Annotated in this window: 9 protein-coding genes; all 9 read right to left on the reverse strand. The window is 37.9% G+C overall.

Annotated elements, in window-relative coordinates:
• Position 1: 1 nt before the first annotated feature.
• The gene (gene essA, locus CBF30_RS04835; RefSeq protein WP_126823275.1) at positions 2-478 is read right to left on the reverse strand and encodes a type VII secretion protein EssA; all 477 of its coding nucleotides are present in this window, start codon (positions 476-478) and stop codon (positions 2-4) included.
• Positions 475-3,729, reverse strand: coding sequence for a type VII secretion protein EsaA (esaA, locus tag CBF30_RS04840; protein WP_170168944.1), 3,255 nt, complete (start codon positions 3,727-3,729; stop codon positions 475-477). Before esaA ends, essA begins: the two co-directional genes overlap by 4 nt.
• 72 nt (positions 3,730-3,801) lie before the next feature.
• Positions 3,802-4,092, reverse strand: a complete 291-nt coding sequence (locus tag CBF30_RS04845; RefSeq protein ID WP_126823279.1) for a WXG100 family type VII secretion target — start codon at positions 4,090-4,092, stop codon at positions 3,802-3,804.
• Positions 4,093-4,453: 361 nt separating this feature from the next.
• Positions 4,454-8,788 (reverse strand): PolC-type DNA polymerase III, encoded by a 4,335-nt coding sequence (locus tag CBF30_RS04850; RefSeq protein WP_390221033.1) that lies wholly within the window; start codon positions 8,786-8,788, stop codon positions 4,454-4,456.
• 123 nt (positions 8,789-8,911) lie between these two features.
• The gene (locus CBF30_RS04855; protein WP_126823283.1) at positions 8,912-10,624 is read right to left on the reverse strand and encodes a proline--tRNA ligase; all 1,713 of its coding nucleotides are present in this window, start codon (positions 10,622-10,624) and stop codon (positions 8,912-8,914) included.
• A 41-nt stretch (positions 10,625-10,665) separates the two neighbouring features.
• A complete protein-coding gene (gene rseP / locus CBF30_RS04860; protein WP_126823285.1) occupies positions 10,666-11,937 on the reverse strand; it encodes an RIP metalloprotease RseP in 1,272 nt (423 codons plus the stop codon).
• On the reverse strand, positions 11,934-13,094 hold the full coding sequence (locus CBF30_RS04865; RefSeq protein WP_126823287.1) for a 1-deoxy-D-xylulose-5-phosphate reductoisomerase: 1,161 nt from the start codon (positions 13,092-13,094) through the stop codon (positions 11,934-11,936). Before CBF30_RS04865 ends, rseP begins: the two co-directional genes overlap by 4 nt.
• Before the next feature lie 48 nt (positions 13,095-13,142).
• On the reverse strand, positions 13,143-13,952 hold the full coding sequence (locus CBF30_RS04870; protein ID WP_126823289.1) for a phosphatidate cytidylyltransferase: 810 nt from the start codon (positions 13,950-13,952) through the stop codon (positions 13,143-13,145).
• Between the two features lies 1 nt (position 13,953).
• Positions 13,954-14,766: an undecaprenyl pyrophosphate synthase gene (locus CBF30_RS04875; RefSeq protein ID WP_126823291.1), complete on the reverse strand. Its 813-nt coding sequence runs from the start codon at positions 14,764-14,766 to the stop codon at positions 13,954-13,956.
• Between the last annotated feature and the right edge of the window lie 71 nt (positions 14,767-14,837).

The raw sequence follows: 14,837 nt of genomic DNA on the forward strand, positions 1-14,837 counted from the left end.
TTTATCCCCTTTTTCCGATTTTATAAGAAGCAACACCACCAGCACCTAAGACACCTGCGCTACCAAACAATGTAGCCACAAGTCCAGCTCCAGAGTTAGTCCCTGTTGTTTGGGTAGTTGCGGCGGAGGCTACTTGTTCGTTTGTTCCAGCAGGATTGTTTACAAACAAAGTCGCCACATCATTTTCAGTTGCTTTTGCACTTTTTTTGACAAATAGTTGCTGTACTTCTTTGGTTTGTGTTGCTTTTTCTTGTTTTTTTGCTTTTTTTAATTTTTGGTTATTGTCTTGATTAAAGATTGATTCATCTACTGTACTGGTATTTTGATGAGAAGCAGACTGATCGTCTTCTAAACGATCAGTCTGAATGTTTAAGTCATTATTGATTAGTTTTTCTTCTGCTTTAGCAGTCGTTGTTGTTGCTAACAATAGGACTGTGCACACAGACAGTAGTCCTACTATTATTTGGCTTTTTTTCATGATTCACTCACTCCTTTTAGTTGGCGTGGCTGCCAAATAAAGAGATTCAACAAAATGAACCCTATAATTAAGACACATACAATTGCCATTCCCCCCGTATTTAATGCTTGACTAGAGAAGAAGGTGTTTAATACTTGTTCACTATATGAGAGTGGATTAATGGCTTTAACTATTTTAGCCATTCCTTTGACATCGATTGTAGTCCCTGTTGCACTGGATAAGAAAATATAGCTCACAAACGCGAATAAACTGATTCCAAATCCGACTACTTTAAACTGTTTGATTAGATAATGATTCATCAGCGTAAATAAAACAGTAAAGAGTAAAATAACTGTGAACCACGAGACTTTTTGCTCAGATGGAATCGCTAGTTCTCTCATACTCATAACCGCAAGTATCCCACCTAATAGCACACTGCTGCCGATTAAAAGTAACGTATGCATGATGTTATTTGCAAACCATAATTCTTCTTTTTGGAAGGTATCTTTTACTTTGGCAATAATGGTTTGCGTAGCAAAAACAAATCCTAAAAATAGACTGGTTACAAACAGTACGATTACCCAAGTGAATGGTTTGTAAACTTCCGCACTTTTCACCGTTGCTTCTGATTTCCCATTAACAGGATTGGCAATAAACTGCATTAATACATCATTAGATACTCCTTCCTTATAGGCATTGTTTAATACTTTAACAAACGAACCTACAAAATCATTATTCTTTTGTAACTCATCAGTAAAATTGTTCATGACTTTGTTGGCACTTTTTGAGAGCTGTTGCCCGTTTTCTTGGGCATCCTTTACTTGGCTATCAAATGAGGTGAAAACAGTTTTTACAGAATCAGAAGCCTCCACATTTGCTTGAGAAGCGTCTTTGAGTGCTTTGCTTTCTTCGACCAAACTTTGAACCGTTGTTTTGCCCGAATCTAATTGACTATCTGTTCCTTCGTTCACTGTCGCAACCTTTGATTGACCTGTAGCAATAGTTGTCATATTTTTGCGCCAATCGCTCAATTTGTTGAGCTGATCTTTGATAGATGCTTGCAAGGTTGTATTGTTTTCTTGGACTTCTAGTAAGCGTTGATTCAGTGATTCTTTTTGTGCCATTATCTCGGTCGATTTTTTCTGTAATTCGCCTATTTTCTCTAATTGCGAAGCCAAGTCATCACTCATTGCATTCGTCAATACATTTTCAAAATGTTGTCTAAAGTCAATGTTTGGCAGCTCTTGTGTAAGATATTCATAGTCAGCCTTGTCATAGCCGTTGTACGCACTTAAGCTTTGCTCAAGCTCGGTATAATGCGCCTCAATTTTGCCAACAATTTCTGAATACGCTTGTTTGGCTTTTTGATAAGCAGCATAGCCTTCTAGAGGAATGCTTACTGGCTGCGTCGATTGCCAATTGAGTGCCTTTTGCTTTTTCACCGGTGCGGCTGATGTACTAGATTCAGTCGTGCTTTCAGAGCTCGTACTTTCTGTTGAACTTGTACTGGTTGTCTCAGTAGTACTTGGTAAAGTCGCCTCTTCTGCTTGTTCTTCTTGATGATAGGTCACATTGAGTGTTGGTGTTGAAACAGCTGTGTCTAGCGCTGTCTCACTTGCAAAATGATATTGAATGGTTACATTTTGCGGGGTATCCACTTTAATTCCTTCTGCTGATAACCATTCCCCATTAGTGTATGTCTGAGTGCCCTTTTTGTCTTGCACACTTACAAGATCAATCAGGATTTGTTGATCTGGACTCATTGTAAAGGAGCCGTCTTGAAGTCCGACAATATTTTGTAATTGAGCAACTTGTTTTGCGGTCAATTTTTGCTTGTTCTCATTTAAATCCGCAATTTTTTCTTCTAAAGTTTTTTTCAACGAAGCGTTCTGCTCGGTGGGAAAGTGCAACTCATTTTTATCTGATTGAATCGTTTGAATAATACTTGGCAAAGTGTTATTAATTGCGTCTACTGCATCAGTTTTTTGATCATTCACCTGTTGCAAAGATTGTCTTTGGTCTGGTGTTAGACCCGACTCACTTTCAGATAGGTAAGGAAGTGCGTCGATTTTCTTTTGCAGTCCTTCTTGTCTAACTTGCTGATCCTTTACAATACCACTGATATGCTTTTTGAACATTGCATAACTTTGGGGATCCCTGCTTTTTAGTACTTGGTCTAAGGTAATCTTTGTATCCTTATCTACCTTTGCAGGATCCATAAGAAAATACTTAAACAATTGATCTTGATAAAGAGTGACTATATTATGGATTTTATCTTCAATCTCTCTTTTTTGTTGGTCAATCGCTTGTTGATTATTTTTAAGCTGTTCCTCTAAACCTTGCATTTGATTGACGAAAGAATCATTGCTAGTTTTTTGTCCGAACTGACCATCAAACTGCGTCCCTGTTGCAACCAATTTGTCATAAAGCGCCTGCGTTTCTTGACTCAACACATCTTGATCCATTTCAAGTAATGATTTCGCAAACTCTTCGTATGTCATTTTTCCTTCTTTACGAAAAGCAATAAATTTTTCAAGCGTTGTGTCATAACTTGCTTGAGATTTAATCAACTGCTCTACAGTTCCAGTAAAACCAGTCAAAGATTTTGTTAGGCTTTGGTTGGACTCAATCGCTCCTTTTGAAGAATCAACAAGCGCTGGAAAAGCCGTCTGAAAATTTGTTGCCGGTTGAAAGACTGAGTTTTGATAGGCATTGACATTATCATTTTGATTATTAGAAACTTTTTGAATATTCTGTTGTGCAGTATAAAGATTATTTAGAATACTTGCCACATACATAGAAACAAGCTGTTGGTTCAAATCGTTAACCACTTTATTCCCCATCGTGTTTGATTCATTTTCAAGCTTTGTATTCCCATTTGAATTAATTTTGTAATTGACTTGAACTTTTTCAGGACTCACACTATTCATATCTAGAATTTTTTGAGAAAAGTTACTTGGTACGGTGATCATCAATTGGTAGGTTCCGTTCTTCAAGCCATTTTCTGCAATTCCTCGACTTACAATATACCAATTGTGTTCAGAATCTTTCTCAATTTTTTTGGTATAATTTAACCCTAAATTAAACTCTTGATTTTGAACATGCACTCCCTGATCTTCATTCACTAAAGCAATATTTAATTTTGAGTTTTGCTTTGCTACTTCTGTTTCTTTTATATTTTTTTGATAGTCATTATTTAAATAAATTAATAAGGTAGTTAGCAAGATGAGTGCTACAACAATTTTAGTAACCTGAATTATTTTTGATTTCATTTTTATTTTTTCTCCCATATTTACATTAAAAAAAGGAGAGGAGCAATGCTCCTCTCCTTTTCAAAAAAGTCCTTAGCCTCCGATTTGAGAAGCAATATCTTGGTCTGTTTGTTCCACAATATCCGCAACTTTGTTAAGTTGTTGATTAATTTGTTCCAATAATTCCGCAAATTCTTGAATTTTTGGTGTTAATTCTTGGAATTGATTGTCAAAGCTTGTAAAAGCATTCCCTTCCCAGTTATCGCGGATAGTATTTTGTTCTTGTGTTAAACTTTGTAGCACTTCATGAATACTTTGTGATCCATTTGTATATTTTTGAGCGGATGTTCTAAGCTCATCTGGTGTTAACTTAATTCTTGACATAACTCATTCCCCTTTAAAGTGTGTTTTTTTACTCTACATTAATATTTAACCATATAATCAGTATAAAATAAATTATTTTTTTCAATTATTTTTTTCTTTTTTTTAAAGTTTAAGTAAAAAAAAGAAAAAAATAAGAAAAAGCGATGAATATGATATGTTCTAAGAACAATTTTGTTTTTTAAAACGATAAATTTATTTTAATATTCATTGTGATTTTTACGTTAATTAAAAAAATAACCTGAAGCATAACGCGAAAGTTATGCTCCAGGTTATTCGTATCCGAATCAACGTTGGCAGTAAATGCAAGCTGCCAATTTCTCAAAATGAACTATTTGTATCTCAACCGCTTTGAGCTTTGAGCTTATAGCATATCAAATAATGATAATTGGTTTTCATCAGGTAATCCTTTTAAAACACCTTGCTCTGTCATATACTCAATAATCGTTTTGGAGACCTTGCCTCGATTTGCCAAATCTTCTTTGGATAGGAATTCTTGTTCCTTACGTGCTGCAACAATTTGTTTGGCTACATTGTCTCCCAAACTTGGTACTGCTCTAAATGGAGCAATCAAAGTCGTGCCATCAATAACAAAATTCTCAGCATCAGATTTGTACAAATCAATCATACCAAATGTATATCCTCTCTCCAGCATTTCGTTGGCAAGTTCAAGTACAGTGAGCAAGTTTTTTTCTTTCGTTGATGCATCCATTCCCTTGCTAACAATCTCATTCATTCTATCTTTAATCGCTTCTTTGCCTTTAGACATCGCGACAAGATCGAAATCATCTGCCCGAACCGAAAAGTAAGCCGCATAGTAAAGAATAGGATAGTATACTTTGAAATAAGCGACACGAAGCGCCATCAGCACATAGGCGGCTGCATGGGCCTTGGGGAACATGTACTTGATTTTTAAACAAGAGTCAATGTACCACTCAGAAATCCCAACCTTGCGCATCTCAGCCTGCCATTCATCTGGTATTCCTTTTCCTTTACGAACACTCTCCATAATTTTAAAGGCAAGTCCATCATCTAATCCGTTATGAATCAAATACACCATAATATCATCCCGACACCCGATTACTTCTGCAAGTGTGGTAGTTCCTTTGCGAATTAATTCTTCTGCATTTCCAAGCCAAACATCCGTCCCATGTGAGAGTCCTGAAATTTGCAGTAACTCTGCAAAAGTAGTGGGATGCGTTTGCTCTAGCATGCCTCGAACAAATTTGGTCCCAAATTCTGGAATTCCCAGCGTTCCTGTCTTAGAAAAAATGGCATCTTGTGTCGTGCCCAAGACTTCCGGTCCGGCAAAAATTTTCATAACTTCAGGATCATCTGTCGGAATGGTTTTTGGATCGATGCCAGATAAATCTTGCAACATTCGAATCACGGTTGGATCATCATGCCCTAAAATATCCAGTTTTAAGACATTGTCATGAATAGAATGGAAATCAAAATGCGTGGTCTTCCACTCTGAATTTTGATCATCTGCGGGATATTGAATAGGAGAAAAATCATAGACATCCATGTAATCTGGAATAACAATAATCCCTCCTGGATGCTGTCCAGTCGTTCTTTTGACACCCGTTGACCCTTTGGCCAAGCGATCAATTTCAGCGTTGCGGTATTGTAAGTTATGATCACGTTCAAAACCTTTTACAAATCCATAAGCCGTTTTATCGGCCACGGTACCAATTGTTCCAGCACGGTACACATAATCTTCACCAAATAAAACCTTTGTATAATTGTGTGCTTCTGGTTGATAATCCCCTGAGAAATTTAAATCTATATCTGGAACTTTATCCCCATGAAATCCAAGGAATGTTTCAAATGGGATATCATGCCCATCCTTATGCAATCTAACCCCACATTTTTCACATGTCTGCTCCGGCAAATCAAAACCAGAACCATAAGAACCATCCTCAAAGAATTGACTATGTTGACACTTTGGACAACGATAATGTGGTGGCAAAGGATTGACCTCGGTGATTCCTGTCATAGTTGCAACAAAGCTAGACCCAACCGAACCACGTGACCCAACCAAGTAACCATCTTTTAGACTTTTATGCACTAATTTTTGTGCAATCAGATAGATAACCGAAAATCCATTCCCGATAATACTATCTAACTCTTTTTTCAAACGCTTTTCAACCAAATCAGGGAGTGGTTCTCCGTATAAACGTTTGGCTTCTGTGTATGCCAAGTTTGTAATTTCATCTTCTGAACCTTCGATTTTTGGCGTATACAGGTCATTTTTGACAGGTGTGATCTCATCGCACCACTCAGCAACAAGTTGACTATTTTTGACAACCACCTCTTTGGCTATCTCTTCTCCTAAAAAGGCAAACTCATCTAACATCTCAGAGGTTGTTCGAAAGTGTACTTTAGGCAAGGTATGACGATTTAAAGGGTTGGCACCACCCATAGAGTGAATCAAAATTTTCCGATACGTACTATCCTCTGGATTCAAGTAATGAACATCGCCCGTTGCTACAACAGGTTTGTCAAGTTCTCGACCAATCTTCACTAGATTTTTAATAATATCTTCTAAGTCTGCTTCACTTTTTACAAGTTCTTGCTCAATCAGAGGGGCATAAACAGGCTTAGGCATGATTTCAATGTAGTCATAAAATTTGGCCCGATTTTTTGCTTCTTCTACCCCTTTTTGCATCATCGCTTCAAAAATCTCCCCATTGCTGCAGGCAGACCCTACAATCAAACCATCTTGTAATTTAATCAGCTGAGAACGTGGTATCCGAGGAACACGGTAAAAATAGTTTATATTTGATTGAGAAATTAATTTGAACAAATTCTTTAGACCATCTTGTGTCTTTGCAATAATTGTTGCATGAAAAGGTCGAGCACGTTTGTACGTATCCCCTTCTCCAATGTGCAGATTAAGCTCATCATGAAATTCCATATTGTGATCTTCTTTAGCTTCTTTTAAAAACAACCAGCACAAATGTCCCGTTGTTTCGGAATCATAGACAGCTCGGTGATGCTGCTCCAAGCCGACTCCATACTTTTTAGCTAAGACATTTAGTCGATGACTTTTCATGTGTGGATGTAGAAACCGTGATAACTCCAACGTATCAATAACAGGATTATCAGCCTCTGGAATATCATACTTTCCATAACTTGTATTTAAAAAGCCCATATCAAAGCTGGCATTATGTGCAACTAATATTGTGTCTTCTGAGAAAGCTTTAAACATCTCCAAAACTTCTTTTTCAGACTTAGACCCTCGAACCATATCATCAGTAATTCCAGTTAAGTTGATGGTGGTTTGAGAAAGTGGATGCCCTGGATCAATAAATTGCTCAAATGTATCAATGACATTTCCTTTATGCATTTTTACAGCTGCCAACTCGATAATCGTGTCATACACCGCAGATAACCCTGTCGTTTCCACATCAAATACCACATAGATTGAGTCTGTAAGGGAGAGATGTTGTGCGTTGTAAGCAATCGGAACACCATCGTCCACGATATTGGCTTCCACACCATATAATATTTTCACTCCGTGTTTTTTCCCAGCATGGTAAGCTTCAGGGAAAGATTGGGCACCTGCATGATCGGTGATGGCGACAGCGGGCAACCCCCATTTTCCTGCTTGAGCGATCAAGTCAGTCGCACTATTTGTCGCATCCATCGTACTCATGTTTGTATGCAAGTGTAACTCTGCTCTTTTTTGTCCTTCTGGAGCATAGTCTTTACGAGTTTCATGTTTGACTTCCATTAAATCTTGCGCATTCATAACCAAATCTTTCATAAATGTATCTTCTTGAATGCTCCCGCGAACCCTCATCCAACTTCCTTTTTGGATGGCTTCAAAAACGGCTTCATCTTTTTCACCGTTGGAGAATTTTTTTACAGCAAATGAGGAGGTGTAATCCGTTATTTTTAAGATTAAAATTTTTCTTCCAGAACGCAAATCACGGATTTCTTTATCGAAGACATATCCTTCAATTGTAATCCGTCTTTCTTCTTCTAAAATATTGCCCATTGGCATGATTGGCTCATCACTTGGAATATTTCGCCCAAGTTGAATTGGACCACTATAAGCTGCAACTTCTGCTTTTTGTTTTTTTACTTCATTTTTGCTGATTGCTTCGGCTGCTTTTTCTTGCATGATTTTGGCTTGTTCTTTTTGCTTTTCAGCAAAAGCTGCTTGAATCTTCGCAGCTTGTTCCTCATCCATCATTGGTATAATTTGGAATTTTGGAAAACCAAGAGCTTGATAGTTGCTCTCAATCACTGGCAAATACTGCTGCTTCAAATAATCAATCACACCGGCATTATCCACCGGTAAAATAATCTTATGATCTTGGATCATCGGCACTTGCTTTGAAAGGGTCTCGTTGACAATCGGTGAAGCGCATTTTTCTGAAAGTAACGTGATGGGCCAATACTCTCTTAATTGATCTTCTGTAAATTGCTTAGAAACCGTGATGATTTTCAGCTCTATACTTGCAATTGATTGGAAAGAAGCGCGTAAATGCTGTATCAGTTCAGAATAAAGCGTAGCAGGTAGAATCTCTGGAAAGGCCAAATGGAACTCCCACACACGACTTTTTTTATGCACTAGTACTTTTTCAATCATTCCGTCTTGGACAATGGGTGTCTGTAAGAATTTGTCTCTTAGCTGTATTTGCTCTAATAGTTTTTCATATAGTTCTTTAGGATTTAAAGACAACAATAGCACCCTCCTTTGCTTTCGTCTTCACACATATAAAGAGGCACTCAATAGATAATCTTTGAGTTGCCTCTTTATTGGCTCTATTTTATTATACACTTTTTTGACAAAGCTTTCAGTAGATAACTAACGATTTTCTTGGTTCAAAAGGATACTAAGGGTATCTTTGATTTCTTCTTTTCTCACTTCTAATGTTTCGCCAGTTTTTCTTATTTTAACCTCGACAATTCCATCTTTCGCTTTTTTCCCAATTGTAATGCGAATCGGAAGTCCAATCAAGTCCGCATCCGCAAACTTAACGCCCGCACGCTCTTTGCGGTCATCCACTAATACTTGGTAGCCTAATGCAGCCATCTCTGTTTCAATCTCTTGGGTAAGGAGCATCTGTTCATTGTCTTTACTATTCACAGGAACAAGGTGCAAATCAAATGGAGAGATTTCTTTTGGCCAGTTAATTCCTTGCTCATCTGCATATTGCTCTACTATAGCAGCAAGCAAGCGACTCACTCCAATTCCGTAACAGCCCATAATGACAGGAATACTACGACCATTTTCATCTAAAACGTTCGCATTCATCGCCTCACTATATCTTGTCCCTAACTTAAAGATGTGTCCAATCTCAATTCCTTTGGTAAACTTGATTACCCCTTCGCCATCTGGTGAGATATCGCCTTCTTGAACAAAGCGTAAATCTTCATAAGAAAGCGGTGTAAAGTCTCTTTCTGGGTTAACATTTAAATAATGATACCCAGTTTTATTTGCTCCTGCAACGGCGTTAGCCAAATCTTGAACATGCAAATCTGCATACAGCTTGATTTGTGCATCGAGTTGTACTGGTCCAATCGAACCGAAGTTTGCTCCAGTATATTGAGCCGCTTCTTCTGGTGTAGCGGGTTCTAAGAAATTAACACCCAAGAAATTTTTAAGTTTAACATCATTAACTTCATGGTCTCCACGTACTAAAACCATGACCGGTTCACCGTCTGCCATAAACAAAACAGATTTAATAATTTTTTGTGGATCTACTTCCAAGAAGTCTGAAACCTCAGCGATAGTTTCCACTTTTTCGGTTTCAATTTTTTCTAATTCTTTGAGTGACTCGTGTGACTTTTTAGAGACATATAAAGAAGTCGCCATCTCTAAATTGGCTGCGTAATCGCCTTCTGTTGAATAGCAGATTGTGTCTTCCCCAATTTCAGAAATTGCCATAAATTCTTTAGAGTCCTTGCCTCCCATCGCTCCGCCATCTCCGATAATGGCCCGATAGTTTAGACCACAACGATCAAAAATAGCCATGTATGCTTTCTCAAAGTCACGATAACTCTCATCCAAACTCGCTTCATTAGCGTGAAAAGAATATCCATCTTTCATAATGAATTCTCTCCCTCTTAATAAACCAGAACGAGGGCGTTTTTCATCACGATATTTGGCTTGAATTTGATACAAAGATAAAGGAAGACGTTTATAAGAAGTTACTTCATTTCGAATAAGATCGGTAAAGGTTTCTTCATGGGTCGGTCCCAAGATAAACTCACGCAAGTTCCGATCTTTCATTTTCATCAAAAGCGGACCATAGGTTTCATATCTTCCAGATTCTTGCCATAATTCTACAGGAAATAGCTCAGGCATCAACATTTCTACTGCATCAATTTTTTCAAGTTCTTCACGCAAAATCGTTTTTAATTTTTCCAGTACGCGATTGGCTAATGGCAAATACGCGTATATCCCACTGGATACTTGACGAATATATCCTGCTCTTAGTAACATTTGATGACTTCTTACTTCTGCATCGTTTGGAACCTCTCGCAGAGTAGGAATTAATATTTTTGACTGTTTCATTCTTTTTGCTCCCTTTTTCTATTTTTACGGATTCATATTTATTAAAAGAAAAACCGAGTGATATCATTCCAAGTTACAAGGACCATTAACACCACTAAAATTCCCGCACCAACAAGTGTCAGCATTCCCTCTTTTTCTTGACTCAGAGGCTTTCCACGTAGCCCTTCAAATATATTTAATACAAGTTTTCCACCATCTAAAGCAGGAATTGGTAATAAATTCATAATACCTAAGTTCATGCTAAGCATCGCCATAAAGCTGATAATGGCAATGGCTCCTTGACTTGCCACATTAGAAGATAGTTTAAAAATCATTACTGGTCCACCCAATTTATTTAGACTAAAATGATTAAACAAGTTACCAAGTGCTTTAAAAATTGCCAATGAACTAGAAAAAGCTGCCGTAAAGCCATATTTTATTTTAGCAAAGACCGAGGCTTTTTCAACTACAATTGCATTTGTTACCCCAATTTTTCCAACCGTTTGGTTATTTTCTTTCGTTGCTTTTGGCGTTAGTTGAATGCTTTTTTGCTCATGGTTTCGCTCAACCTCTAGTACAACTGTTTTACTTGGATTTTTCTGAATAATCGTCGTAAATTCCTCATAAGAAGCAATTTTTTTTCCATCAACTTTTTTGACTTTATCGCCTACTTTAAGTCCTGCTTGTGCAGCGGGTTGATCTTTAATCACCGAACCAATCACAGCTTGCGTACTATCTGGAATTCCCCCTTGTAAAAAGGCTAAAAGAGCAAACAAAACAATGCCTAAAATAAAGTTATTCATCGGTCCAGCAAAGTTAGTTAGCATTCTTTGATAGAGTTTTGCTGATTGAAATTGAACATCTTTGGGGGCAATTTGAACTTCTGTTCCATCCTCTTCAATGATTGTTGCATCGTGATCGACTTGATACGTGGTCATTTCTTCTTGACCATTTACAAGACCAGTGATCACCAGCTTTTCTTCCAAATCAGCATATGACACTTCCATTGGAATGCTATTAGGTAATGTCACTTTTTTACTCGTATTAATCTTTTTGACAATATTTTGCTCATTTAGCTCTATTGCTACTGGCATACCAGGAGTAATGCTTTCTTCCTCTTCACCAGCACCAGCCATCCGCACGTACCCTCCTAAAGGTAAAATACGAATTGTATACGTTGTCCCATTTCTTCGATGTGAAAAAATCTTCGGCCCCATCCCAATTGCAAATTCTCGTACAAGAATCCCCGAACGTTTTGCAAAGAAAAAGTGACCAAACTCATGCACAACAACAATGACACCAAATACAATAATAAATGTAATAATTGTTTTCATTCAAACAGTCCTTTCTTGATCCATTCATTGACCATAACTCTTGTTTGTCTATCTACTTCAAGCAATGTCTCTAGTGAGGGAATAGGATGATTTTGATGCTTCATCATTGCTTCTTGTACGTATTTTTCGATTGATAAGTAGCGAATTTTTTGATTTAAAAAGGCTTCAACTGCTACTTCATTTGCCGCATTCATCACAGATGGCAACGTCCCTCCTGCACGACCTGCTTCAAAAGCGACTTTTAACAAAGGAAATCGCTCAAAGCTCATTTTTTCAAAATGAAGTGCCTCAATTGTCGTTAAATCAAACGGAGTTGCTTGTTTAATCTCCACTCGTTTGGGATAGGTTAAGGCATATTGAATCGGTTCACGCATATCACTGGCACCTAATTGCGCTAAATAAGCCCCATCTTTGAATACAATCATAGAATGAATCAGGCTTTCTTTATGCAGTATTACTTTGATTTTATCATATTCCATTTGAAACAGCCAATGCGCCTCAATGACCTCTAATCCTTTGTTCATCATCGTAGCAGAATCAATTGTGATCTTTTTACCCATTGACCAATTGGGATGACACAGCGCTTCTTTCACCCCAACATTTTTAAGCTCTGCTCTTGAATAGTCTCGAAAGCTACCTCCTGATGCCGTAATCAGCAGTTCTGAAACATTCTCACGAGGGTTTCCTTGCAAGCATTGAAAAATCGCTGAATGCTCGCTATCCACAGGTAAAATTCTGACCTTATGTTCTTTTGCGGCTTGCATCACCAGATCCCCACCCATAACTAGGGTCTCCTTGTTAGCAAGGGCAATTTCTTTGTGGGCTTTTATGGCCTCTAACGTCGGGACAAGTCCAATGCTGCCACTGACAGCAGTCAACACCATCGTCACCTCTGACATCGTTGCAGCAGTCACTAAGCCCGATAGTCCAAAACCAAATTGCACATTTGGGAATTCTTTAGACAAAGCAAGTGCTTCTTTCTCCGTTGCAACTGCTACAAATTGAGGCAGCAAGCGTTTGATGAGCTGCTTGCCTTTTTCCAGATTTCGATAAAAAGAAAAACTGACGATTTTAAATTCTTCAGGATACGAACAAACTACTTCAATTGTACTTGCTCCAATCGAGCCTGTAGCACCTAATAACGCAATTCTTTTCATCGCAATCACCCTCTATGTATTCTCTTGCATAGATTCCTTTCATGAGTTTTAGAAAATACCAAACAAATGCATAATCGGAAATACGAACAATAAGCTGTCAAATCGATCCAAAATCCCACCATGTCCAGGTAATATATTGCCAGAATCTTTCACCCCATAATGACGTTTGTAGGCCGATTCAACCAAATCTCCCAGCTGTCCAACAATTGAAAATAAAATGGTTAAGACGATCATTGTCAAGAATCCATGTTGGAAGAACTCATTTGTAGGGTACAAAAGGAAATAAATAATACTTACAATAACTGCGCAAACTATTCCACCAATTGATCCTTCAATGGTCTTATTAGGAGATATACTCGGAGCAAGTTTGTTTTTGCCGTACATCCTACCAATTTGATAGGCCCCGATATCCGTTGACCAAACTACAAATAATGCGTAGAGCAAAGTAACTAATCCATGAGCACCATTCTGACGTGCTGCAACAAAGTTTTGAAAACCAGTCCCTACGTACAGGGTCACCAAAACGGGAAAAGCGGCTTCATCCAACGTATACGTATTTTTTGAAAATACTGAAATCCCCAAAAACAACATCACAATAAGATAAAAAAGGGTCTCATTCGTTACGCTACTAGGAAAAAGGGCAAACCAAGGAGATTTTGGTAGTACCAGTAAAACTGCTCCAACAATAGCAAGTACGCCTTCAAGACTTACGATATCCAGCCCTTTCATTCTAAATAGTTCATACACACCTACAGCAGCCAAAAGAGCTCCTGTGAGCTGAATCGCCCAACCTCCATACACAATAATTGGGATAAATAAGCATAGTGCTACAACCGCTGTTATTACTCGTTGTTTCATACTATTTTTCCTCGCTTTCAGATTTTTTCTTTTCATTTAATCCGCCGTAACGACGATTTCTTTTTTGGTAAGAAGCCAATGCCTGTAAAAACTCTTGCTCATGAAAGTCAGGCCAGTAGATTTCACTAAAGTAAAGCTCGCTGTATGCAATTTGCCACAATAAAAAATTACTAATCCGCTCTTCCCCGCTCGTACGAATAACCAAGTCAGGATCTTGTAATTCCTCCCCCAAGCTACTCGTCATAAGATAGGAAGAAAAGACTGTCTCCGTAATGTCTTCTGTTAGCTTTTGAGCTTGAATATCTGCTTTAATACGATTCATTGCAGTGAGCATTTCTGCTCGACTACCATAATTAAGTGCAAAGTTCAAAATCATCCCAGTATTATTTTCAGTCTGCCTAATCGCTTCGCTGACACTCTTTTGAGTATGTTCAGGCAAATAATCCGTATACCCCATCACATGAACTTTGACATTTTCTTCAATCAGCTCAGGGATAAAGGTATCAAAAAAATCTACTGGAAGCTGCATCAAATAATTGACCTCATCATCGGGTCTTTTCCAATTTTCAGTCGAAAAAGCGTAAAGCGTTAAAACCTTTACTCCATGCTTACTCGCAACTTTTGTAATACGTTTTACGTTATCCATGCCTTCTTTATGTCCAGCGACACGAGGTAATCGTCTATTTTGTGCCCAACGTCCATTTCCATCCATAATCACTGCGACATGTTTTGGAATAGCAGAATTCGGATCAAAATGTAGTTCATCTTCCTTTTGTTGTCTGTATTTTACTTTTTGAGGAAAAAATCGAAACATAGTTTGCCTCCTACACGCATGAATTTGTCATCTTACCTATTGTAGCAGATTATGGCTGTATTTAAAATATT

It is taken from the genome of Vagococcus entomophilus (assembly GCF_003987595.1).
Classification (GTDB): Bacteria; Bacillota; Bacilli; order Lactobacillales; family Vagococcaceae; genus Vagococcus_E; species Vagococcus_E entomophilus.